Below are 22,560 nucleotides of genomic sequence, written 5' to 3'. Positions count from 1 at the left end.
ACGATGCAACAGGCTGCAACCATTGGGTATTGGATCGCTGGCCCGGCTGCTCCATGATCAGCCTTTGCCTTCACGGGTCGCCTGCATGTCTCGATTCTCACGTCCCTCGGCATCGGCACTGGGGCGCTTTCTGCAACTGGGCGGAACCGGCGCGCGTATCGCTGGCAACCTGCTGGTACAGCGCATCACCCCGGGCAAGGCGCGCACCGACTGGGAGCCGGTGGGCGAACTGCTCGGTGACGCGCTCGGGCAGATGAAGGGACCGGTGCTCAAGCTCGGTCAGCAGGCCTCGCAATGGCAGGACCTGTTGCCCGGGCCGGTCAGTGCGGCCCTGGCGCGCCTGCAGAACCAGGTGCCCTCGCTGCCATTCGCGGCGCTGCAGGCCAATCTGCAGCAGCTCTACGACGGCAGGCTGTACGAGCTGTTCGAGTCGATCGAGCCAGTGCCTGCTGCGGCCGCCTCGCTGGGTCAGGTGCACCGCGCCCGGGATCGCCAGGGCAGGGCGCTGATCATGAAGATCCAGTATCCCGGCATCCGTGCCATATGCGATGCCGACCTGCGCCAGCTGCGCCGGTTGATGCCGCTGGGCCGCCTGTTCGGCACGCCGCCGGCGCGCCTGGAGGCGGTGTACCTCGAGCTGCAGCGGGCCATCGGCGAGGAGCTGGATTACGATGCCGAAAGAGCCCGTCTCGAAGCGTTCCGCCAGTACTTCAGTGACTGGCCAGGCATCCGCATTCCGTTTGCCGCCGGCGAGCTCTGCCGACCCGGCGTGCTGGTGCTGGAAGAGCTGCCGGGGCGCTCCATGGCCGAGGTGGAGCAAGCGCCGGCGCAGGTGCGCCAACGGCTGGCCGAAACCCTTTGCCAGTGGCTTGCGGCGCAGGCGTTCGGGCTGCAAATGCTGCACACCGACCCGCATCCAGGCAACCTTGCCTGGACCGCGGACGGCGAGCTGCTGATCTACGATTTCGGCAGTGTGCTGCGGGTCGAGCCGCACCTGCTGGCCGGCTACGTGCAGATATTCGAGGCGCTGCGTGGCCCGTCCAGCGAAGCACTGGAACCCGGCTTTCAGGCGCTGGGCGGCCGCCAGCCCGGGAGCACGCCGCCCCATGGCCTGTACCGGCGCATCCACCTGATGCTGCATCCGTTGCTGCAACCCGGTGCGCAGTGGGATTTTCGCGGCGCCGCACTGCATCGGCAGCTCTCCGAGCTGTTCCCGTTGCTGATGTCGGCGCTCGGCAGCCTGCAACCGGCCTCCGGTACGTTGCTGATCAATCGCACGCTGGAAGGCCACTACTGGAACCTCTATCGACTCGGTGCCTGCCTGCCCATCGCCGATCTGCTCGCCGCGCATATCGACCGCTGGCGCAGCGAGGCCGGGTCTTGCCAATCCTGAACAATTGGAGCCTGCCATGCAGATGCAATCATTCCCCGATGGGTTTCGCGCGCTGGTGATCGGCGCCAGCGGTGGCATCGGCGCAGCATTGGTCGAGGCCCTGCGTGGCGATCCACGCTGCGCTTCGGTGATCACGCTGAGTCGCGCATCCGCACCGGCGCTCGACCTGGCCGACCCTGCGAGCATCGAACAGGCGGCGGCAGCCGTGGCCGGACAGGGGCCGTTTCAGCTGATCATCAACGCCGCCGGGGTGCTGCATGACGCCGACTTCATGCCGGAGAAGCGCCTCGCCGATCTCAACCAGGAGCAGCTGCTACGCACCTTCCAGATCAACACCTTCGGCCCGGCGCTGGTGCTGCGCCACTTCAGCGGCCTGCTCGACCGCCAGCGCGGCGTGCTGGCCATGCTCTCGGCCAAGGTCGGCAGCATCGGCGACAACCGCCTCGGCGGCTGGTACAGCTACCGTGCTTCCAAGGCCGCGCTGAACATGCTGATCAGGACGGCTGCCATCGAAGTCCGCCGCAGCCAGCCGAACGCCGTGCTGCTGGCGCTGCACCCGGGCACGGTGAACTCGCGCCTGTCGCAACCCTTCCGCGGCGCCGAAATCGGCCGCCCAGCCGCCAATGCAGCGCAGGATCTGCTGCGGGTGGTCGACAGTGCGGGCCCGGACGCGAGCGGTGGCTTCTATGCCTACAGCGGGGAGGAACTGCCGTGGTAGCGCGGGCGTACAGCGGCAGAAAGCAAGGGTGCTAGCTTTATGTCGTTGTCGCCGTCCCAAGCTGGGGGGTGCCGACTTCGCTTGTGCCGCAACGGCAGCCAGCATCTCCTGCATTTGCCGGTGAAGCCGAGCGCAGACCAGCCACAAGCCGTCGAGCGCAAAGGTTGCCTGGCTTCGATGACGGCCGATGCTCATTTCCGCAGTGCTTGAGCCCGGTGTTCCTTGGCCCATTGCCGAGCGAGCCGGATAAAGTTCTGTAATGCCGGGGACTGGTTGAAGCGGCGGCAGACCATGGTCAAGGGTGCGACCAGGCGCGGGCGCGCGCCCAGGATCCGACGGTAAACCACGCTGTCTCGATGAATGTCGCGCATGGAGGCGGGCACCACCGATATTCCCTCGCCAGCCGCAACCAGGCTGACGTTCGTGAGCATGCGTTCGACCTCGAAGGCCACCTTGGGCTCGAACCCCGCCGCCTGGCAGACACGCAGCAGATTGGCATACATCCCCGGTGCGCCGGGCCGGCGCACCAGAATGAAGGGCTCGTTGCGCAGGATCTGAAGGTCGATTCCGCCATCGGAGCTGGCCAGTGCCGGGTGACCGACCGGAAGTACCCACAGCAGCTCCTCTACCAGCAGGCGGTGGAAGTCGATGCCGGCCGGCCGACCGACCGGTGCGCGCAGGATCCCGACCTCCAGTTCGCCAGCGCATGCGCGTTCGGTCAGGCGCCCGGCGTTGCCTTCTTGCAAGGTGATGGAAACCGCCGGGTACTGCTCGCGGTAGGCGCGGATGATGCGCGGAATCAACGGGTGCGCTGCCGCGGACGAGGTAAAGCCGATCGTCAGCGTGCCCTCCACACCGGTGGCGACGCGGGCGGCGCGGCGGGCACCGTCCTCTACCCGCGCCAGGATCGCCTGGGCCTCCTCCAGAAACGCCGCTCCGCCAGTGGTCAGGTCCACACCCTTGGGATGGCGCTTGAACAGGTCGAACCCGAGCTCCGTTTCCAGCGCCCGGATCTGCTGGCTCAACGGCGGCTGCTGCATATGCAGGCGTGCAGCGGCGCGGGTGAAATGCCTTTCCTCGGCAACCATGACGAAATAGCGGAGGTGGCGAAGTTCCATAAGCTGGTAATCCTGGCGGGGCGGCGGCCGATGTGCGGGCGGCGGGTGTGTCCTGATGAGGTAGGATACGGGGCACTGAAGCGACTAAAACAACAACTTCGCTCGGCGGCCCATGATTTTATCCAAGCTGTACCGCAACGACACCGTGCTCCTCCTGTTCGCGATCGCCCTGGGTCTTTCGCTGGGCATCATGCGACCGCTGCTGGCCATCGAGATGAAGCCGCTCAGCGATGCCTTCCTCGGCGTGATCGGCCATGCGGTGCCGCTGGTGATGTTCGTGCTGGTGTCCTCCGCGGTGGCCGGCTTCGGGGAGCGCGGCCAGAAGACCCGCTGCGCCGGGCGCGTGATGGCGTATTTCCTGCTGATGGCCGTGCTGTCGCTGATCACCGGAGCGGCCGTGGCGACGTTGCTGGCTCCCGGTCTCGATGCCGTGTCGTTTCCGGTATCGACGACGCAGCCGATGCATGACCTGCCTGCGGCCGTCCTGACCAGCCTGGCGCAGGTCGTCGGACACACCATCATTCTTCCGGTATTGCTGGCGGCGTTGCTGTTCGGTCTCGGTCTCGGCTGGGCGGGCGATGCGGGCGAGCCGTTGCGGCGCCGCTTGGATGTGCTGGTCGATTGGCTGCTCAAGGCGTTGCGCATGCTGCTCAAGTTCGCGCCGCTGGCCGCATTCGGCGCCATGGCATACACCGTCGGGCGGTACGGGCCTGCATCGGCCTGGCCACTGCTCAAGTTCGTCGGCACGGTGTATTTCGCCTGCCTGCTGTTCATCGTCGTTGTAATGGGTGTCATGGCCCGGCTGGGCGGCATCGGCCTGTTTCGACTCATCGCCTATATCAAGGCCGAACTCTGCCTGGTCGCCTTTACCGGTGCCTCCGTGGCTGCGGTACCGGGGCTGATCGAAAAGCTTGAGCGCGCCGGATGCGGGCGTCGGGAGGTGCGACTGGTGCTCAGCACCGGCTACACCTTCAACCTCGCCGGTTCGAATATCTACGTGACCTGCGCCGCGGTGTTTCTCGCGCAACTGGCGGGCATCGCACTGGACGGAATGCAGCTGTCGGTCCTGCTGATGATCGCGCTGCTGACGTCGCTGGGGTCGACCAGCGCGGCCGGCTCCGCCTTCCTGACGTTGACGGCGACGGTCGCGGGTCTGAATCTGGTGCCGCTGGAAGCGCTCGGTCTGTTGCTCGGCGTCGAGCGGCTGATGAAGTGTCGGTCACTGACCAACGTCATCGGAAATAGTCTGGCCTGCGTGGTGGTTTCAGCGTGGGCCGGTGCGCTGGATCGCAAGGCACTCCGAGAAGCCCTGGAGCCCCGTCGGCAGGTGGCGTTTCCCGGCAGCATCGCCGGGAAACGCTAGCGGCTCAGTTCTTCAGCAGGGCGTTGAAGGCCTTGTCCAGCTCGCTCTCGGCTGTGGCCAGTCGATCACGGCGGGCCTTGGTCCAGTGCTGATCACCGGCCAGCGCCTTGTTGGCTTCACCAAGCATGCGCTTGACCTCCGCCGGCTGCGGGCCGCCGGTGCCGACGCGGGTCTCGACCATGTTCTGCGGTGACAGCGTGGCGCGGAAGGCCGACTCGCTCAGCGGCAGGGTGCGGGTCTTCCACTCGTACTTGTCCGCGGCCTTGGTGAACAGGCGCTGCGCCTCGGCGTAGGGGAAGTTGGCCGGCACGAAGCCTTCCTTGCGCGCATGGCCGACTACCGCGGAGGCGAAGCTGTGACCGATGCGGAAGGGCACCTTGTGCTCTCGCTCGAGGGTATCCGCCAGCTCCATGGATGTGGTCCATTCGGCTTCCAGCTCTTCCATCGCCCGTTCCGGGTTGACCACCAGCGCATCCATCACCTTGCCGGTGCGGACGAACATCTCGTGCGCGCTATCGAACAGACCGAGGCCGTCGAAGGCGAACTTGTAGTCGGTCATGCCGGTCGTCACGTTATGCGCACGCAGGGTGACGGTGTGGGCCAGGCCGACCACGTCAGAAGCCGATTCCCGTGCCCGCATGATCAACCCGGGGTTGCGCTTCTGCGGCATGGCGCTGCTGGTATAGGTGGAGCCTTCCTCGAGCAGCAGCCACGGGCGGATCTGATGGTACTGGGTGTGGATGTCACCCAGCATTGCGCCGATGCGGATCGCCGACGACGAGGCGATGCCGGCTGCCTCGATGGGGATGTCATAGGTCGAGACCTGCCCGGCATCCAGGGAATTCTCGCGCACGTCATCGAAGCCGAGCAGTTCGGACAGGCGCTCGCGGTTCAGCGGCCAGCCCGAGTTGGCCAGCACCGCGGTGCCCATTGGGCTGCGGTTCAGCCGCTCGTACAGCTCGCGGATGCGCTGGGCGTCGCGCTCGAACGCCGCCTCGTAGGCCAGCAGATAGTGCGCATAGGTGATCGGCTGAGCCTGCACGCCGTTGGTGTAGGCCGGGATCAGCGTGTCGACGTTGTCCTTGGCCAGCTCCAGCAGCCGCGCGCGGGTGGCGTTCATCGCGTCGGTGTAGTCCAGCAGCTGGCTGCGCAGGGTGGCCAGCCGGTAGGTGGCGTACATGTCCTGGCGGCTGCGCCCGGAGTGGATCAGCGATGCCTGCGGGCCGATCTTGTCGATCATGATGCGTTCGATCTGCATCACGTCGCTGGGCCGCTTGCCATCGGCTTTGCCGGCCTGGTCGATGACATGCTGAACGCCGCGGGCGATTTCGCGGCCTTGGTCGCGGTCGACGATCTTTTCCTCGGTCAGCATGACGATGGATGCCTTGTTGATCCGGTTGACCCAGGTGAACTGGTCGTCGTGCTTGCCTTTGCTGGCGCCGGCGCGATCGACCGTGGCGCCGATCTTCGCCGCTTCGGCCGCACATTCGGCCGTGGTGCGGCAGGGCAGGTCGGCAGTATCCGCCGCCTGTACGCTCAGATGGCTGGAGGCCAGGGCGAACGCCACGGCCAGGGAAAGCAGAGTCTTTTGCATGAACATGAAGGATCTCCTCGTGAAACGACACCATCACCCGTGCGAGCGACGGCATGGCAGGGGCGGGGCCGTTACAGCAGCGGCAGCGTGTAGCTGAGGATGAAGCGGGTCTGATCGATGTCGTTGCCCGTGCTTCGGTAGGTGCCGTTGCGCAGCTTCACGCCGAAATTCTTCAGCGCGCCTTGCTGGAACACATAGCCGATATCGGTATCGCGTTCCCATTCGCGGCCATCGCGTCCGCCCGGGCCGTCGAAGCCGTCGCCGCGCAGGTAGCGCGTCATGAAGCTCAGGCCGGGGATGCCCATCGCGGCGAAGTCATAGTCGTAACGCAGCTGCCAGGACTTCTCGCCGGGGCTGGCGAAATCCGCCGAGATCATCACGTAGTTGACCAGGTACGAGTTGGTTCCGTTGATATGCGGAAAGCCCGTCTCGCCGCTTATCTTCTGATATGCCGCGCCGAAGGCATGACCGCCGAGCTGGTAGGTGAACTTGGCGCCGAAGGCATCGTTGTCGACGTTGGTGTTGCCCGCCTCGGTGGAGCGAGCGAAGCGCAGATCGCTCTTGAAGGCCTGGTCCTCGCCCAAGGGCAAGACATGCGACAGGTTGAAAATGTGCTGTTTGTAGTTCTGGTCCAGGTGGCCGTAGTGGTAGCCGGTGGTCAGGCTGTCGGTCCAGCGGTAGCTGGCGCTGGCGAAATCGAACTGGTCACTGGCCTGCCCACCGCGGATGCCCTTGCCGGCTACCTGCATGTCGTCGTTGGCGGCGGAGTTGCGCAGGCTGTTCTGTGTGAGGCGACCCGCGTTCAGCGTCAGTCCGTCGATCTCCCGCGATGTCACCATGCCGCCCCGGAAGGTCTGCGGCAACAGGCGCGAATCGTTCGGCAGCACCGTCGGCAGTTTCGGCAGCAGGGTGCCGACGCGCAGGGTGGTCTTCGAGTAGCGCATCTTGGCCGCTGCGCCTAGCTGGCTGTATTCGTCGGGCGCCTTGTCATCGCCCACCGGCAACAGCCCCGAATTCTGCCGCTCCGGACCTGAGTCGAGCTTCACCCCGAGCAGCCCGATGGCATCGATCCCGAAGCCGACCGGCCCCTCGGTAAAGCCGGACTCATAGTTGAGTAAAAAGCCCTGCGCCCACTCGTCGCGCTTCGACTGATTGGCGCCATCCTGTCGGTAATCGGCATTGAAGTAGAAGTTGCGCAGTTCGAGCGTCGCCTTGCTGTCCGCCAGAAACTCCGCCATGACCACACCCGGCAAACTCGCACCCAGCGCAGCAACCGCAATCGCCGCAGCGAGCGGCTTCGGTGACTTGAGCATCACTGTCTCCTGTTTATTTTTATTGGAGGTAGACGCTGTCGATGTACGACCGGCAGCGTCTGGAGCGATGCTAATCACCTACGTTTAGGATTAAAAATATATAGATTGTCTGATGTCGATATCTATGAAGTATGCAGCGCGGAGCATGAAGACAGCGTCCGCCTCACGACCGCTAGATGGAGGCGATCCCTGTGTCAGTTTCGAGTGATGATTCAGCGCTTGCTATTGGCGCTGACCATGCGGCCCTTCATGGCTTCTTGCTTGACGATGTATTCGCCTACCAGCGGGCGGCTCTGCAGGTAGTGCTCGGTGGTCTTGTGGTAAGTGAAGGCCGATTCGTCGCGGTACAGTTCGTAGAGATACACCAGATCAGGATCACTCAGATCCTGCACGACATCGAACACCAGGCAATCCGGCTCGTTCTGCACCGAAGCAGCGGCATTGACGCGCATGGCCTCCATGAACTGAGCGAACGAGCCAGGCTTGAGCTGAGTTTTCAAAATGAGACAGTACATAAGCATCCTGTTTTGTTTTATGGTTGCGGCTTGATTGTATACAAGAAAGGATCAAGCCATGCCAACCCGTCCCGGTCGCCTGAATGGCCTGCGTCACCTGGCGCTGACCGCCCCGAACCTCGAAGAGTGCGAACGTTTCTATGTCGACGTGCTGGGCATGGAAGTGCTCAACCGCGCGAGCAAGGACCTCGTTTATCTGACCTGCGGCAACGACAACCTCTCCCTGGGCCGCGCCCGGGAAAAAAGCAGCGGCGTCCAGGCAATGGATCACTACGGCTTCATCGTCGATAGCCTGGACGAACTCCACGCCTGGTACGAATACCTGAAAGCCCAGGGCGTGACCCTGCTGGATCGCCCCTTCGCCCACAGCGACGGCGCCCATAGTTTTCATATGCTTGATCCGGCGGGAAATACCGTTCAGCCGCTTTATCATCCGGCGGTATCGGGGCAGCGTTTGCATTGATCTGAACGGGGCGAGGGGGCGAGCGGAGGAAAACGGAACGACCGCCTTCAGCCGGTTTGCGGTCGCCACCGCCATCTTGGAATGCCGAAAGGCACCTGCTTGGCATTTGTCGAAACAGAAATGACCCACGGCTAGCCGTGGGTAATCGGCGGATATCCTTCAACTGAGTCGGGCCAGGGGCTGAGGACTTCGAATCCGGTCGGCGTGACCGCCACCATGTGTTCCCACTGCGCCGACAGGGACTGGTCCCTGGTCTTGACTGTCCAGCCGTCAGCCAGGGTCTTAACCTGATACTTGCCGGCGTTCAGCATGGGCTCGATGGTGAAGATCATCCCGGCCTTCAACTTCATGCCCTGGCCGGGCTTGCCGTAGTGCAGGATCTGCGGCTCATCGTGATAAACCTTCCCGATGCCATGCCCGCAAAAATCCCGGACCACGCTGAAGCCTTCCCGCGCGGCCACTTGTTCGATCACGTGGCCGATGTCACCCAGCGTTGCGCCGGGCCGCACCACACGAATACCGGCGCACAACGCCTCGTACGTTGTTTTTACGAGCCGCAACGCCCGGTCACTTGCTTGGCCAACGACGTACATGCGACTGGTGTCGCCGTACCAGCCGTCTTTCACCACCGCGACGTCGATGTTCACGATGTCCCCGTCCCGCAGCTCGGTGGCTGACGGAATGCCGTGGCAGACAACATCATTGACCGACGTGAGCACCGTTTTAGGGTAACCCTGGTAACCGACATTCCCCGGAATGGCCTTCAGCACCTGAACGATGTATTCGTGGCATATCTGGTCGAGCCGCTCGGTGGTGATGCCCGGTTTGACGTGCTCGGCGATCATTGCCAGCACTTCGGCTGCCAGGCAGCCAGCCGCCTTGGATCGCGCAATATCAGCTGTGCTGTGGAGGGGGATGCTGCCTTTCATGATGCTCGTTCCTGCTCAGCCGTAGAGCGGGAGGCAGCGGCTAGGTCTGCCTGATCGCATACCCGCCTCAAGCTCAGTCCGCCGGCCTCTTCAGCACGAATGAGCATCCGGCAAAGCTGGTTATGGTCGAGGTCAGGATAGAGTTCAACAAGCATGCCAAGCCGCATCCAGTGTTCCGCCTGTGCGTTGATCGAACGGCTCAACGCGCTGCTTGAGATACGCAGACTCTCGTGCATCTCTTCGGAAATTTTCACTATGCCCATCGCATCCTCTATACGAAGCGTTTACGAAACGTATATTAGGCGCCGGGTGGTCGTCCTGCAATCGTGGCAAAGGGACCGCTTGGGAGCGGCTGTTGCGTGAGGCATTTGTAGCCTGTTTCTGCGTGAATGGGGCGGGGCGCCTTGGGTCGGATTCGTCCGTCGGTGGCTGCTGTCTGCTTAGCCTATGGATATGGTGACCACGGAGCATATGATCAGTCAGGCTATGAGGCACCAGCTGGGTATCTGCCCCCTCCTGGCTAGTGTCGGATCTGGTATCCGCACAGACCAGCCGGCCCCCAGCCATCACTCGGGGAGCGATCCTGATAGCGGCTGACGTGGCCGCTCTGATGGAGCGGCCACCAAGCTTCCTAAATTCTTCGTCCGTTGCCCTTTTTGTGATATCTCAAATCGCTCAACGACTTCATCTAACCGGTTAACGACGCTCCAGGATTAGCAGGAGCCGATGGCGATAGTCATCGACTGATGGCTCGCGCTCGCGGCAGCCCCTCAACCAAGTGCTGCCGACCAGAGCATGTAGGCTTGGCATGCGGGGCTTAAATTCGCCTTCGGCCTGCCGTTAAACAAGAACAGAATTATCCGGATGGCCAGGAACCTAGATGCTTAACCTATTTCGTAAAAGATCTGCCTTGGACGTAATTAATGCTATTGAGCAGACGCAGGCAGTCATCGAGTTCGATCTTGACGGCAAAGTAATTCGAGCCAACAAGAATTTCCTGGACTTGTTGGGCTATTCGCTCGACGAAGTTCGCGGCCGCCATCACAGCATCTTTGCCTCCCCTGATTACGCCCAGAGCCCGGCATACCGATCCTTCTGGCAGGACCTGCGGGCAGGCCGTCCCCAGACTGGAGAGTTCAAGCGGCTCAGCAAAAGCGGCGGGGCTGTTTGGATTCAGGCGACCTACACTCCGATTATTCGTGGCGGAAGGGTCCAGCGGATCATCAAGTTTGCCACTGACGTTACCGCCCAGGTGATCGAGGGCGCACGCGTCCGCGCGCAGATGGAGGCCATCAATCGTTCACAGGCGGTTATCGAGTTCAGCCCTGACGGCACGATTATCGAAGCCAACGAAAACTTCCTCAATCTGATGGGCTATTCCCTGTCAGAGATTCGCGGCAAGAAACACCGAATTTTCGTCCGTGAGTCCGAGCACACATTCAGGGCGTACGCCGACTTCTGGAACAAGCTTCGCGCCGGCAACTTCGAGACAGCCGAGTACGAGAGGATCACCAAAAGTGGCCGTTCTGTCTGGATTCATGCCACCTATAACCCCATTCGCAAATCCGATGGCGAGGTTGTGCGAGTCATCAAGTTCGCGAATGACATCACCGCCGAGGTGCTTCGCAATCAGGAATTCAAGCTTCTCTCCCTGGTCGCCAACGAGACAGATAATTCCATCGTCATCACCAACAAGGATGGCTTCATCCAGTATGTGAACCAGGGCTTTACCAAGCTCACCGGTTACAGTCTGGATGAAGTGGTCGGGAAGAAGCCGGGCAACTTCCTGCAGGGGCCGGCAACTGACATGGAAACCGTCGCGCAGATCAGGGACGGCCTGTGTAACAACCGCCCCATTTACAACGAGATCCTAAACTACGGGAAAACGGGCGAGCACTACTGGATTTCGCTGGCGATCAATCCCATCTTCAACGCTGCAGGCGAGGTCGAGCAGTACATCTCAATCCAGGCCAATATCACCCAAACCAAGGAGCTGTCCCTTGAGTCGGAAAAGCGGTTTGAAGCTATCAGCGTCACCAATGCCGTAGCGGAATGGAAAACTGATGGCTTGATGCACTCGGCCAACGATTACTTGGTCCAGCACCTTGGTTTCCAGCAGGCATCCGAGTTGCTGCGCCTCAAGCTTAACCTTCGCGATATTCTGGGCGCCGAAGTCTTTTCCAGACTGCTCAAGGGTGAGCAATACGCTGGCGGTTATACGACCCCAGGCAAGGATGGGCGCACCATCCAATTCAGCGGCGCCGTCTGCCCCATCACCGATTCGATCGGCAGGATTCAGCGCCTGGTCAGCTACGGCATCGACGAGCAGGTCAAGCATGATGCCTCGCTGGTTACGGACCGCGAGATGCGCCTTGTACAGGAGTCGAGCACTCAGATTGTCAACATCATCGCAACGATCAACTCGATCACCCAGAAAACCAACCTCCTGGCCCTGAATGCCGCCATTGAGGCGGCCAGGGCCGGTGAGTCCGGACGCGGCTTCGCCGTGGTCGCTGATGAGGTTCGCAAGCTCGCCCAGCAGTCCGCCGATTCAGCAACAGAGATCACCCAGCTGGTCACCGAAAGCACCGAACGAATCGACCGCTTGAGCGTATCCCTGAATGCCCTGCTGTCCTCATCGTAGGTGCTAGGCTCTTGCGCCTATGTGTCCAGCGACTCAAGCCGCTGTCACCAACTGAATCGCAGAAGCCATAGTTGCGGATGGCTGCTTGTGGCCCGGCAGCGGCTTGATGCGAAGGGCAGTTTCCGGCCAGCGGCCGGTGGGCGGAGCGATAGCTCACGAATAGCTATGCTTGGTCTGCTGCCGGAACTGATCGAGCAGATTGGGCTTGCCATCCATGGTGGAAGTCGCCTTCAGCGGTCACCCGACTGTCACGATTCCCGGCCTTGTATGATGTTCTGGCCGTCCGGCTGGGCCTGGCACGTTGGTCACTCGGACTACCCGCTGATGATCGTTGGCATCTACGCCACGCTTGGCGTGTTCTTGATCCGGGCCGCGCGTGATCCATTGGCCAATCTGAGCCTGATCTGGTTCACCGTGTGGTCTAGCGCCGTACATGGAGCAATCATGGCCGCCCAGGCGGTCACCCAGCCGGGGCAAATGGGGCACTTGGCAGGTGATGTGCCGGCGCTCTTCATCGTGGCGGTTGCCTTGGCCATCTTGACGCCCCGCACGCAATTGGCCGCTCGGCCCCGGACACACGATGGGGCCTAGATACCAGCCGGAAGCGAGCTGCTTCGCGACTGACTGACCTCATTTGAGACCTGGTGGTGCCTACGAAGCCAGGGGCGATTCAGAGGGTTTCCTGAAGCTTGCCTCACGCTCAGCCACATGCAGAGAGCGAAGCAGGTCGCGCTTCTTGGTGCGATGCTCCCGCATGCGGTGCAGTACGTCATTCAAGGTCGTCACCGCCCTGATAATGTACGGTCCCTTGTTTAGCATCACGCACTCGGCGCGAACGCTCATGGCTGCATCGGTAATTTCGGAACGCGCCGGGGCTCCTTTCTTGGCCAGACTTTCAAGCACCTGGGTTGCCCATATCACCGGTACGTGGGCTGCCTCGCACAGGCACAGTATTTCTTCCTGGAGTTCGGCCAAACGTTCGAAGCCGGTCTCTACCGCCAGATCGCCTCGGGCGATCATTACGCCCAATCGCGGCAATCGCATCCCGGCGAGGAGCATCGCGGGCAGGTTCTCGAAACCGGCACGGGTTTCGATTTTCAGCACGACGCCAAGATGCTTCGCGTCCAGCCGTTCTAGATGATCGAGCAGTTCGATTACGTCTTCGGCACTGTTGGCAAAGGACATCTCGACGATATCGGCGTGTTTAGCCGCGAACCCGAGCGTCTCAATATCTTCCTCGGTCGGCGCACGGACTGGGAGGGTGCTGTCAGGGAAGTTGATGCCCTTGTCACTGGCCAGCGTGGCGCGACCGCTGGCATGCGCGACTTGGGTGATGCGCAAGGTCAGCGCCTCGGCAGACGCTGACTCCACCCGCGCCCCGATCTTGCCGTCGTCGAACCAAACCGGATCGCCCGTTCCGACCGCCGCCAGGACGTGCGGTAGGGTGCAGCCTATCCGTGCGATCTCGGCATCGTTGTCGTTGCTCGGCGGATCGACAGGGTCGTCGTCAGCAGTCAGCGTCAACAGGTCGCCAACCCGCAGGGTCAAATGCTGCTCACGTGGCGGCAGGTCGGTGAGGCGCATTCGGCCATGGGTCTTGCCTGCGCGGCGCTGTTTGATCTGCATACCGTCAGTGAAGTAGGCCGTTTTGTTCAGCTCCGCCAGGCAGCCATCCTGATTGGCCGCGACGACCCTCATCTTTCGTTTCGAGCCTCGCGCATCGCGCAACCTGAGCGTATCGCCAGCCCGTACGGCCAGCGCTTTATCGCTTGTAACCATCAAACATGCGTCGGTATCGGAATCGTTCAAGCCTGCCTTCGTCCAGGCAAGACGAACGCGCGCGGGGCAGATGACACGCCCCATAGCAATCGCGCCTGGGCCGTACCTTTTTCACACCTGGCGCGTTTGCAATGGGCCCCGTGCGCAACTTGGGGCCAGCGAGATCGAGGGCGACCTTGCACTCACGGCCAAGCGCTTTCTCCCCCGCACGAACATGCTCGATCATCGCACGCCAGCTGTCCGGGTCATCATGTGCGCAGTTGATACGCGCGCAATCCATGCCTTCCTTGATTAGCGCATTGATGAGTTCGCCGTCGTGCGCCGCTTCGGAGGGGAGCGTGACCATGATTCGAACCGGCCGTGCGCTACGGGGCTTCCCGAACAGCGCCTCGGTGTGAGCCTCCAACAGACGCCCACCCTCATCCAGCCCCAGGTCAGGGGTAGTGGGCACTTGCGCATTCGGATCTTCGAGCCGTTGCAACACGCCGATCACCGCAGTCACCGCTGCGAGTGTTGCCGCCTCTGACCGACCCAAGGACGACAGCCCGATCTGGGCCAACTGCGCTTGTACTTCACGCAAGTCATGGCGACGAAGGCAGAGATAGTGCAGCAGGTTCTCGGCGCTTAGCCTGTAGCAGTCATGAACCTGGATGCTTTCCAGCGGCGCCAGGCAGGCGTCGCTCGTCATCTCGTCACGTAGCCGTTCGAGCTGCACGCGTAAGGGATCGGAAGCCAGGACTGCAGAGGAACGGGTCGGTGCCTTTTTCGACATCGAATTCTCCAGAGAGCATGCGGTCGGAGCGGCCGCTAACGGTAGTGAGACTGACCAACTGCAGGGTGTACCCGTTTCATGACAGACGACCAGTGGGTCGCTCTGGATAAAGCTTTACGCGAGGGGAGGGACGTGAACCCGACAGGTAACCGTTGCCTGCCATTTTTGTCCGCAGCTCGAGACTGCTTGTGGCCAAAGTCGCCGTTCGGCCGGACTCGGCCAATTGTGGACGCTGGGTCAACGGGCTATTGCTGTGCAACCTGCGTGCTGGCCGGCCAGGAAATAATGAACGAACTTCCCAGGCCAGAGGGTTGGCATATCGCATGACCACCATGGGCCTCTGCGATAGCTTTGACCACGGCAAGCCCCAGGCCGCTACCGCCGTTTTTTCGAGAGCGCGAAGGATCGCCACGACGAAAGGCTTCGAAAATGTCGGCGGCCAGAGTGCTGTCGATACCCGGGCCATCGTCCTCCACGGTCAGTTGGCAGAGGCCGTTCGCCTGTTCCAGGCGTACCCACAGGTTGCCCGGATCGGCATGGCCCATGGCATTCTCCAGCAGTGCCATCAGCGCCTGGCGGATGCGCACCGGATCGCACTCCACCTGCAGGCTGGTGTCCAGTTCCTCGTGCAGGTTAAAGCCCCTCTCCGCCAGGGGCGTGGCGAAGGCCTGCAGCACGGTGCGCAGTTCATCGGCCAGCCGGACGCTGACTCGTTGCACTTCCAGGTGGCCGCTGTCGTTGAGGCTCAGCACACGCAGGTCTTCAATCAGATGGTTGAGGCCCTCCACCTGGCGCAGCAGGCCCTCGAACAACTCACTGCTGGGGCTGAACACGCCTTCGGCCAGGCCCTGCAGGCGGCCGCGCAGAATGGTTACCGGGGTGCGCAGCTCGTGGGCGATGGCGGCGTTCCAGAATTCGCGCTCGCGGGTCATGCTTTGCAGGCGCTCGGCCATGGCATTGAAGTCGCGTACCAGTTGCGCCGTCTCGCCCATGGCCTGCTCGCCCAATGGCGCGCGCGCGTCGAGCCGCCCTTCGGCCACTTCGCGCAGGCTGTGCGCCACCGAGTTCAGCGGCGTGATCAGACGCCGCGACAGGCGAATGGCGACGAATACCGACATGCCCAGCGCGGCGACAATGGTGCAGCCGATCCAGATCATCTCTACCTGCGAAGGTATCCAGGTTTCGGAGATGCTGCCTGGCATGTAGGCCACGGCGATCGCGTAGAACACGTAGGAGCCGAACACGGCGATGAAGATGATGCCCAGCGCCATTACCGCCAGGGCCTGGATAAACTGCCGGCGCAGCCCCGGTGTCGGCTTCATGGCTCGGCGCCGAAGCGATAGCCCACGCCCCAGACGCTGGCAGGCACGCCCTGGATGTCGAGGGCTTCGAGCTTCTTGCGCAGCTTGCTGACGTGGCTGTCCACGGTGCGCTCCTGGGTATCGCCTTCGGGCAAACAGTTTTCCAGCAGTTCCGCGCGGCTGAACGCTCGTTTCGGCGCGCGCATCAGGCAGGCCAGCAGCTTGAACTCGGTCAGGGTCAGTTCCAGCGTGTGCGGCTGGCCATCACGCTGCACGCTGGCCTCGTGGCTGTCCAGGTCGATCTGGAACGGGCCGACGCGCAGCATCTGCGTGGCGGCAGGCGCGCTCGCCCGCGTGCGCCGCAGTACCGCTTGCACCCGCGCCACCACCTCGGCCGGGTTGAAGGGTTTGACCACGTAGTCGTCGGCCCCCAGGCGCAGGCCCATCAGCTTGTCGATGTCCTGGTCGAGCGCGGTGAGCATGATCACCGGGGTGTCACTTCGGGAGCGGATTTCGCTGAGCACCTTCCAACCGTCGAGCACCGGCATCTGCACATCGAGTAGCAGCAGGTCCGGCTTGAGCGCCTGGTGCAGGGCCAATGCCTGCTGACCGTCGCTGGCGTGGTGGGTACGCAGCCCGCTGCGTTGCAGGTAGGCAATAAGGATGTCGGCGATCTCGGCTTCGTCCTCGGCGACCAGCACCAGCGACGCAGTAGGGAAAGCGGGGCTGAGGCGCACGTTGGGATCGGACATTGAAGACTCGAAGGCGATGGCGCTGAATGTTATCGCGCCCTCCATGCTTTCTCCATAAAGCCTCGAATCATTCGCAACAGCGCTGTTCCAGACTGCAGCCTCGATCAGCTCCCGTTCGGCATCAGGTCACCGGAGCGTAGCGTGCAACGAGGAGTGGGTTATGGGCAGCAAACAACGGCATCTGGGCATCGTGCTCGCAGGGCTTGCCGTATTGGCACTGGCAGGGTGCGACGCGGCGCCAGAGCAAGCCGAAGCGGCCGCGCCGCTGCAGGTTTCGGTGCTGACACTGCAGGCGCACGAACTGGCGGTCAGCGAGGTTCTGCCTGCGCGTGTGGCTGCCGTGCGTAGCGCCGAGATTCGTGCGCAGATCGGTGGCATCGTGCAGCGCCGCCTGTTCGAACAGGGCGCCGAGATCGAGGCCGGTGCCGTGCTGTTCCAGATCAATCCCGCGCCGTTCAAGGCCGAGGTGGACAGTGCCGCTGCTGCCTTGCAGCGCGCCGAGGCGGTTTTGGCACGGTCACAGGTGCAGGTCGAGCGCCTGACGCTGCTGGTGAAGGCCGAGGCAGTCAGCCGCCAGGTGTATGACGATGCCGTGGCGCAGCGTGAGCAGGCCGCCGCCGATGTAGCCCAGGCCAGGGCGACGCTGGCACGGCGCAAGCTGGATTTGCAGTTCGCCAGCGTCGAGGCGCCGATTGCCGGGCGCATCGACCAGGCGCTGGTCAGCGAAGGAGCGCTGGTGTCGCCCACCGATGCCACGCCCCTGGCGCGCATCCAGCAGATCGATCAGGTGTACGTCGACGTGCGCCAGTCCGCTTCGGTGCTGGACGCGCTGCGGCAGCAGGCAGGTTCGGCGACGCCGGAGTTGAGCATCGATATCCTCGGCAGCGACGGCAAGCCGCTGGGCATGCATGGGCGCATCCTGTTCTCCGGCATCGAGGTGGATGCCGGCACCGGCGACGTGCTGCTGCGCGTACTGGTGGACAACCCGCAGCGCCGTCTGCTGCCTGGCCTTTACGTGCAGGCACGGATTCCCCGTGCGCATTACCCCGCCGCCCTCAGCGTGCCGCAGCAGGCGGTGACCCGCACGGCAGGTCAGGCCAGCGTGTGGCTGGTGGATGCCCAGGGCCAGGTGCAGCCGGTGTCGATCGAGGTCGGTGAGCTGGTCGAAGGCCGTTACCGTGTGGTGTCCGGACTCAGCGCCGGGCAGCAGGTGGTGATCGAGGGTATCGAGCGCCTGAGCCCCGCCGCCCAAGTCGCCACGCGCCCCTGGCAGCCCGCCGCCCCCCGCGAACGCCTCAGCGCCGCCGCGCGCTGACTCCGGGGAAGCCCTCATGCCGCAGTTCTTTATCAACCGTCCGGTGTTTGCCTGGGTCATCGCCCTGTTCATCGTGCTGGTCGGCGTCATCGCCATCCCGCAGTTGCCCATTGCCCGCTACCCCTCGGTGGCGCCGCCGTCGGTGACCATCTATGCCGCCTATCCGGGGGCCTCCCCGCAGACGCTCAACGACTCGGTGGTAAGCCTGGTCGAGCGTGAGCTATCGGGGGTGAAGAACCTGTTGTACTTCGAGTCCTCGGTGGACACCTCGGGCACCGCGCAGATCACCGCCACCTTCAAGCCGGGCACCGATGCGGAGCTGGCCCAGGTGGACGTACAGAACCGCATCAAGGCGGTCGAGCCACGCCTGCCCCAGGCCGTGCGGCAAAGCGGCCTGCAGGTGGAGTCTGCCGCCTCGGGCTTTCTGATGATGGTCGGCCTGACGTCACCCAACGGCCAGTTCGATGAAGTCGCACTGAATGACTACCTGGCGCGCAACATCGTTCAGGAGTTGCGCCGCATCGAAGGCGTCGGGCGCGTGCAGCTGTTTGGCGCCGAGCAGGCCATGCGCGTCTGGGTCGACCCGAACAAGCTCACCGCCTATGGCCTGACCATGAATGAACTGGCCCAGGCCATTGAGCAGCAGAACGCGTCGATTGCCCCCGGGCGGATCGGCGACGAGCCGGCGCTGCCAGGCCAGCGCCTGACCGTGCCGCTGACCGTGCAGGGCCAACTGAGCACGCCGGAGCAGTTCGCCGCCATCGTCCTGCGTGCCGCTGCCGATGGCGCCAGGGTGGTGCTCGGCGACGTGGCGCGGGTCGAGCTGGGCGCGCAGTCCTACGGTTTCTCCAACCGCGAGAACGGCGTGGCGGCGACCAGTGCCGCCATCCAGCTGTCGCCCGGCGCCAATGCCGTGCGCACCGCATCAAAGGTGCGCGAGCGCCTGGCCGAGCTGGCGCCGAGCATGCCGGCCGGCATGGCCTACTCGGTGCCGTTCGACACCGCGCCCTTCGTCAAGGTGTCCATCGAGAAGGTGATCTACACCCTGTTCGAGGCCATGGCGCTGGTGTTTCTGGTGATGTTCCTGTTCCTGCAGAACCTGCGCTACACGCTGATCCCGGCCATCGTCGCGCCCATCGCGCTGCTCGGCACTTTCGCGGTGATGCTGCTGGCCGGTTTCTCGATCAACTCGCTGACCATGTTCGGCATGGTGCTGGCCATCGGCATCATCGTCGACGACGCCATCGTGGTGGTGGAGAACGTCGAGCGGCTGATGGCCACGCAAGGGCTGTCGCCGAAAGAGGCGACCCGGCAGGCGATGCGGGAAATCACCGGCGCGGTGATCGGCATCACCCTGGTACTCACCGCCGTGTTCATCCCCATGGCCTTCGGCAGTGGCTCGGTGGGGGTGATCTACCAGCAGTTCACCCTGTCGATGGCGGTGTCGATCCTGTTCTCGGCCTTCCTCGCCCTGAGCCTGACGCCGGCGCTGTGCGCCACGTTGCTGCGCCCGGTTAGCGCCGGGCACCATGACAAACGCGGCTTCTTCGGTGCCTTCAACCGGGGCTTCGAGCGCCTCACGGCGAGCTATGGGGCGCGGGTGGCGCGCCTGGCCGGGCGCAGCGGACGAATGATGGCGGCCTTCGCCGTGCTCTGCGCGGTACTGGCCGTCGCTGCCGCGCAGTTGCCGTCGGCTTTTTTGCCCGAGGAGGACCAGGGCTACTTCATGACCTCCATCCAGCTGCCCACCGGCGCTACCAGCGAGCGCACGCTGGACGTGGTCAAGGCCTACGAGGCGCACGTGGCCTCGCGTCCGGGGCTGGATGCCAACCTGGTGGTGTTGGGCTTCAGTTTCGCCGGTTCCGGCCCCAACGCGGCCATGGCCTTCACCATGCTCAAGGACTGGGATCAGCGCGATGGCGCCACCGCCGCCGAAGAAGCCGAGCTGGCGCAGCAGGCCATGGCGGACAACGTCGAGGGCACGGTGATGAGCATGATGCCGCCGGCCATCGACGAGCTGGGCACATCCTCGGGCTTCACCCTGTTCCTGCAGGACCGCGCCAACCGGGGCGAGGCCGCCTTGCTGGCGGCGCAGGCGCAACTGCTGGAGCTGGCGGCGCAGAGTGAGGTGGTCAGCGATGTCTACCCCGATGGCCTGCCGCCCGGCGAGAGCATCCGCCTGGAGATCGACCGGCAGAAGGCCGAGGCCATGGGCCTGTCCTTCGCGGCGGTGAGCAGCACGCTGTCGGCGGCCATGGGCTCTCTGTACGTCAACGACTTCCCCAATGCCGGGCGCATGCAGCAGGTCATCCTGCAGGCCGACGCCTCGGCACGCATGCAACTGGACGACGTGCTCGGCTTGCGCGTGCGCAATGCCAGCGGCGGCATGGTGGCGCTGCGTGAGGTGGTAACGCCGGTATGGAGCGAGTCGCCGCAGCAGATGATGCGCTTCCAGGGCTTTCCCGCCGTGCGTATCGCCGGTGGCGCGGCGGCTGGCGTGTCCAGCGGCGCGGCGATGGCCGAGATGGAGCGCCTGGTGGCGCAGTTGCCGCAGGGCTTCGCCCTGGCCTGGACCGGGCAGTCTCTGCAAGAGCAACAGTCGGCGGCGCAGGCGCCCTTGCTGATGCTGCTCTCGGCGCTGGTGGTGTTCCTGGTGCTGGCGGCGCTCTATGAGAGCTGGTCGATCCCGCTGTCGGTGATGCTGGTGGTGCCGCTGGGCCTGCTCGGTGCGGTAGCCGCTGTGATGCTGCGCGGCATGCCCAACGACCTGTTCTTCAAGGTGGGGATGATCACCATCATCGGCCTGTCGGCGAAGAACGCCATTCTCATCGTCGAGTTCGCCCGCCAGTTGCATGGCGAGGGGCGCACGCTGGTCAATGCTGCCGTGACCGCCGCGCGCCTGCGCCTGCGGCCGATCCTGATGACCTCGCTGGCCTTCACCCTCGGCGTGGTGCCGCTGATGCTCGCCAGCGGTGCCAGCGCCGAAACCCAGCACGCCATCGGCACCGGGGTGTTCGGCGGCATGCTCAGTGGCACCCTGCTGGCGGTGTTCTTCGTGCCGGCCTTTTTTGTGTTCGTGATTGGCACGCAGGAGCGCTTGAGCGCCTGGCGTGCTCGACGTGGCACTGCTGCGCTGCCCCAGGAGAACCCGTGATGCGCTTGTATCTGACCTTGCCGCTGCTCGCCTGCCTGAGCGCCTGCTCGTTGACGCCGACCCTGGAGCGCCCGGCTGCGCCCGTGCCGGCGAGCTTTCCCATGGCTGCTGCCGCACCGGCCTCGACGCTGCCGGCCAGTGCCCTGGGCTGGCGCGCGATGTTCGGCGACCCGCGCCTGCAACGGCTGATCGATCTTGCACTGGCCAATAACCGCGACCTGCGCCTGGCCACCCTCAATGTCGAGGCGGCGCAGGCGCAAGCCAACATCCAGCGCGCCGCGCGACTGCCGGCCGTGGGGCTGGAAGGAACGCGCACGCGTGAGCGCGCCCTGAGCACCGATACCAGCGGCCAGGTCAGCCGTGAGGTGAGCCAGCAGAGCGGGGTGAACGTTGCCCTCAGCGCCTTCGAGCTGGACCTGTTCGGCCGTGTGCGCGCGCTCTCCGATGCGGCATTCGCGCGCTACCTGGCCAGCGAGCAGGGCCGCGACGCGGCGCAGATCGCCCTGGTCGGTGCGGTGGCCGAGGCCTACTTCGCCCAGCGTCTGGCCGACGAGCAACTGCAGCTCACCGAACGCACCCTGGCCGACTGGCAGCAATCGCTGGAACTGGCGCGCCTGCTCAAGCGGGCCGAGCAGAGCAGCAGCCTGGACGTGGCCCAGGCCGAAGGGCAGGTGGCCCAGGCCGAAGCCGACCTGCAGACGCGCCGCCGCGCCCTGGCGCAGGCGGACAACGCCCTGCAGTTGCTGGTGGGCAGCGAACTGCCGGGCGATCTCCCTGCTGGCTTGCCATTGGAGCGCCAATCGGTGATCGCGCAACTGCCGGCGGGGTTGCCAGCCGACCTGCTGCTGAATCGGCCGGATCTGCGCCAGGCCGAGCAGATTCTGGTCGCCGCCAATGCCGATATCGGCGCGGCGCGGGCATCGTTCTTCCCGCAGATTTCCCTGACCGCGTCGTTCGGCTATGCCAGCACCTCGCTCGGCAGTTTGTTCGACCCGGCCGGACAGGTCTGGCGTTTCGCACCACAGATTTCCCAGCCGCTGTTTCAGGGCGGGCGCCTGCGCGCCGAACTGCGCCTGGCCGAAGTGCGCAAATCCGAAGCGGTCGCGCAGTACGAGCGCGCCATCCAGGGCGCCTTCCGCGAGGTGGCCGATGCCCTGGCCGGAACCGCCACCTTCGACCGCCAAATCGAGGCGCAACTGCGCGCATTGAGCGCGGCCGAGCGGCGTCTGCAATTGTCTGACCTGCGTTACCGCGCGGGCGTCGATGGCCGTCTGGAGCTGCTCGACGCGCAACGCCAGTTACAGGCCGTACGGCAGGCGCTGCTGGAGCTGCGCCGCGCGGAAATCGCCAACCGGGTGGCGCTGTACAAGTCGCTGGGTGGCGGCCTGCATGCGCGCGATATTCCGGAGGTTGCCGCTGTCACAGCGGCTCAATAGA

The 22,560-nt window shown here is 64.1% G+C and carries 19 protein-coding genes; 9 read left to right on the top strand and 10 right to left on the bottom strand.

The annotated features are described in order from the left end of the window. The first annotated feature begins 85 nt into the window (after window positions 1-85). Together B597_RS26760 and B597_RS26755 are read left to right on the top strand one after the other, a co-directional pair. Window positions 86-1,393, top strand: coding sequence for an ABC1 kinase family protein (locus B597_RS26760; RefSeq protein WP_003294249.1), 1,308 nt, complete (start codon window positions 86-88; stop codon window positions 1,391-1,393). 16 nt (window positions 1,394-1,409) lie between these two features. Next, the gene (locus tag B597_RS26755; protein ID WP_003294248.1) at window positions 1,410-2,111 is read left to right on the top strand and encodes an SDR family NAD(P)-dependent oxidoreductase; all 702 of its coding nucleotides are present in this window, start codon (window positions 1,410-1,412) and stop codon (window positions 2,109-2,111) included. A gap of 191 nt (window positions 2,112-2,302) precedes the next feature. Here the strand turns inward: B597_RS26755 and B597_RS26750 are convergent, their stop codons facing one another. Next, complete coding sequence (locus B597_RS26750) at window positions 2,303-3,229, bottom strand: LysR substrate-binding domain-containing protein (RefSeq protein WP_003294247.1); 927 nt, start codon at window positions 3,227-3,229, stop codon at window positions 2,303-2,305. Window positions 3,230-3,341: 112 nt separating this feature from the next. Between B597_RS26750 and B597_RS26745 the strand changes: the two genes are divergently transcribed. Next, window positions 3,342-4,592: a cation:dicarboxylate symporter family transporter gene (locus B597_RS26745; RefSeq protein ID WP_003294245.1), complete on the top strand. Its 1,251-nt coding sequence runs from the start codon at window positions 3,342-3,344 to the stop codon at window positions 4,590-4,592. A gap of 4 nt (window positions 4,593-4,596) precedes the next feature. Here the strand turns inward: B597_RS26745 and B597_RS26740 are convergent, their stop codons facing one another. The 3 genes from B597_RS26740 to B597_RS26730 all read right to left on the bottom strand — a co-directional run bounded on the left by B597_RS26740 (window position 4,597) and on the right by B597_RS26730 (window position 8,014). Next, a complete protein-coding gene (locus B597_RS26740; RefSeq protein WP_003294243.1) occupies window positions 4,597-6,192 on the bottom strand; it encodes an argininosuccinate lyase in 1,596 nt (531 codons plus the stop codon). Between the two features lie 65 nt (window positions 6,193-6,257). Beyond that, window positions 6,258-7,499, bottom strand: a complete 1,242-nt coding sequence (locus tag B597_RS26735; RefSeq protein WP_003294242.1) for an OprD family porin — start codon at window positions 7,497-7,499, stop codon at window positions 6,258-6,260. Window positions 7,500-7,711: 212 nt separating this feature from the next. After that, window positions 7,712-8,014, bottom strand: a complete 303-nt coding sequence (locus B597_RS26730) for a putative quinol monooxygenase (RefSeq protein WP_003294241.1) — start codon at window positions 8,012-8,014, stop codon at window positions 7,712-7,714. A gap of 58 nt (window positions 8,015-8,072) precedes the next feature. Here B597_RS26730 and B597_RS26725 point away from each other — a divergent pair, with 58 nt between their 5' ends. After that, window positions 8,073-8,477 (top strand): VOC family protein, encoded by a 405-nt coding sequence (locus B597_RS26725; protein ID WP_003294239.1) that lies wholly within the window; start codon window positions 8,073-8,075, stop codon window positions 8,475-8,477. Window positions 8,478-8,608: 131 nt separating this feature from the next. Here the strand turns inward: B597_RS26725 and map are convergent, their stop codons facing one another. Both map and B597_RS26715 read right to left on the bottom strand, forming a co-directional pair. Continuing rightward, complete coding sequence (gene map, locus B597_RS26720) at window positions 8,609-9,406, bottom strand: type I methionyl aminopeptidase (RefSeq protein ID WP_003294237.1); 798 nt, start codon at window positions 9,404-9,406, stop codon at window positions 8,609-8,611. After that, window positions 9,403-9,669 (bottom strand): ParD-like family protein, encoded by a 267-nt coding sequence (locus B597_RS26715; RefSeq protein WP_003294236.1) that lies wholly within the window; start codon window positions 9,667-9,669, stop codon window positions 9,403-9,405. The genes map and B597_RS26715 overlap by 4 nt, the downstream gene beginning before the upstream one ends. Window positions 9,670-10,286: 617 nt before the next feature. Here B597_RS26715 and B597_RS47895 point away from each other — a divergent pair. Continuing rightward, window positions 10,287-12,050, top strand: coding sequence for a methyl-accepting chemotaxis protein (locus tag B597_RS47895; protein WP_031323198.1), 1,764 nt, complete (start codon window positions 10,287-10,289; stop codon window positions 12,048-12,050). Window positions 12,051-12,215: 165 nt separating this feature from the next. Then, entirely contained in the window at window positions 12,216-12,641 is a 426-nt protein-coding gene (locus B597_RS0223045; protein WP_226924943.1) for a DUF6632 domain-containing protein, read from the top strand. Window positions 12,642-12,701: 60 nt separating this feature from the next. Here B597_RS0223045 and B597_RS47500 read toward each other — a convergent pair whose 3' ends face one another. The 4 genes from B597_RS47500 to B597_RS26695 form a co-directional block, all read right to left on the bottom strand. Beyond that, entirely contained in the window at window positions 12,702-13,859 is a 1,158-nt protein-coding gene (locus B597_RS47500; RefSeq protein WP_226924942.1) for a pyruvate kinase, read from the bottom strand. Further along, window positions 13,813-14,601, bottom strand: coding sequence for a pyruvate kinase (locus B597_RS47495; RefSeq protein WP_226924941.1), 789 nt, complete (start codon window positions 14,599-14,601; stop codon window positions 13,813-13,815). The genes B597_RS47500 and B597_RS47495 overlap by 47 nt, the downstream gene beginning before the upstream one ends. A gap of 245 nt (window positions 14,602-14,846) precedes the next feature. Next, complete coding sequence (locus tag B597_RS26700) at window positions 14,847-15,923, bottom strand: ATP-binding protein (RefSeq protein WP_003294231.1); 1,077 nt, start codon at window positions 15,921-15,923, stop codon at window positions 14,847-14,849. Then, a complete protein-coding gene (locus B597_RS26695; protein WP_024161656.1) occupies window positions 15,920-16,654 on the bottom strand; it encodes a response regulator in 735 nt (244 codons plus the stop codon). Before B597_RS26695 ends, B597_RS26700 begins: the two co-directional genes overlap by 4 nt. Window positions 16,655-16,814: 160 nt before the next feature. On the opposite strand from B597_RS26695, the gene B597_RS26690 reads away from it, so the two are divergent. The 3 genes from B597_RS26690 to B597_RS26680 are packed head-to-tail and all read left to right on the top strand — an operon-like array spanning window position 16,815 to window position 22,559. After that, window positions 16,815-17,969, top strand: a complete 1,155-nt coding sequence (locus B597_RS26690) for an efflux RND transporter periplasmic adaptor subunit (protein ID WP_024161655.1) — start codon at window positions 16,815-16,817, stop codon at window positions 17,967-17,969. Between the two features lie 16 nt (window positions 17,970-17,985). Beyond that, window positions 17,986-21,123, top strand: coding sequence for a multidrug efflux RND transporter permease subunit (locus tag B597_RS26685; protein WP_024161654.1), 3,138 nt, complete (start codon window positions 17,986-17,988; stop codon window positions 21,121-21,123). After that, window positions 21,123-22,559 (top strand): efflux transporter outer membrane subunit, encoded by a 1,437-nt coding sequence (locus tag B597_RS26680; protein ID WP_003292758.1) that lies wholly within the window; start codon window positions 21,123-21,125, stop codon window positions 22,557-22,559. The genes B597_RS26685 and B597_RS26680 overlap by 1 nt, the downstream gene beginning before the upstream one ends. Window position 22,560: the final 1 nt, after the last annotated feature.

The sequence above is a fragment of the Stutzerimonas stutzeri KOS6 genome (assembly GCF_000307775.2).
Taxonomy (GTDB): domain Bacteria; phylum Pseudomonadota; class Gammaproteobacteria; order Pseudomonadales; family Pseudomonadaceae; genus Stutzerimonas; species Stutzerimonas stutzeri_B.
This window is presented reverse-complemented; position numbering and strand designations above follow the sequence as displayed.

Bases quoted from the DNA above. Each gene is read 5' to 3' on its own strand.
- B597_RS26760 (WP_003294249.1), top strand. From the start codon at position 86: ATGTCTCGATTCTCACGTCCCTCGGCATCGGCACTGGGGCGCTTTCTG.
- B597_RS26755 (WP_003294248.1), top strand. From the start codon at position 1,410: ATGCAGATGCAATCATTCCCCGATGGGTTTCGCGCGCTGGTGATCGGC.
- B597_RS47495 (WP_226924941.1), bottom strand. From the start codon at position 14,601: ATGTCGAAAAAGGCACCGACCCGTTCCTCTGCAGTCCTGGCTTCCGAT.
- B597_RS26695 (WP_024161656.1), bottom strand. From the start codon at position 16,654: ATGTCCGATCCCAACGTGCGCCTCAGCCCCGCTTTCCCTACTGCGTCG.
- B597_RS26740 (WP_003294243.1), bottom strand. From the start codon at position 6,192: ATGTTCATGCAAAAGACTCTGCTTTCCCTGGCCGTGGCGTTCGCCCTG.
- B597_RS26735 (WP_003294242.1), bottom strand. From the start codon at position 7,499: ATGCTCAAGTCACCGAAGCCGCTCGCTGCGGCGATTGCGGTTGCTGCG.
- B597_RS26700 (WP_003294231.1), bottom strand. From the start codon at position 15,923: ATGAAGCCGACACCGGGGCTGCGCCGGCAGTTTATCCAGGCCCTGGCG.
- B597_RS26750 (WP_003294247.1), bottom strand. From the start codon at position 3,229: ATGGAACTTCGCCACCTCCGCTATTTCGTCATGGTTGCCGAGGAAAGG.
- B597_RS0223045 (WP_226924943.1), top strand. From the start codon at position 12,216: ATGCTTGGTCTGCTGCCGGAACTGATCGAGCAGATTGGGCTTGCCATC.
- map (WP_003294237.1), bottom strand. From the start codon at position 9,406: ATGAAAGGCAGCATCCCCCTCCACAGCACAGCTGATATTGCGCGATCC.
- B597_RS26745 (WP_003294245.1), top strand. From the start codon at position 3,342: ATGATTTTATCCAAGCTGTACCGCAACGACACCGTGCTCCTCCTGTTC.
- B597_RS26680 (WP_003292758.1), top strand. From the start codon at position 21,123: ATGCGCTTGTATCTGACCTTGCCGCTGCTCGCCTGCCTGAGCGCCTGC.
- B597_RS26685 (WP_024161654.1), top strand. From the start codon at position 17,986: ATGCCGCAGTTCTTTATCAACCGTCCGGTGTTTGCCTGGGTCATCGCC.
- B597_RS26730 (WP_003294241.1), bottom strand. From the start codon at position 8,014: ATGTACTGTCTCATTTTGAAAACTCAGCTCAAGCCTGGCTCGTTCGCT.
- B597_RS26725 (WP_003294239.1), top strand. From the start codon at position 8,073: ATGCCAACCCGTCCCGGTCGCCTGAATGGCCTGCGTCACCTGGCGCTG.
- B597_RS26715 (WP_003294236.1), bottom strand. From the start codon at position 9,669: ATGGGCATAGTGAAAATTTCCGAAGAGATGCACGAGAGTCTGCGTATC.
- B597_RS47895 (WP_031323198.1), top strand. From the start codon at position 10,287: ATGCTTAACCTATTTCGTAAAAGATCTGCCTTGGACGTAATTAATGCT.
- B597_RS26690 (WP_024161655.1), top strand. From the start codon at position 16,815: ATGGGCAGCAAACAACGGCATCTGGGCATCGTGCTCGCAGGGCTTGCC.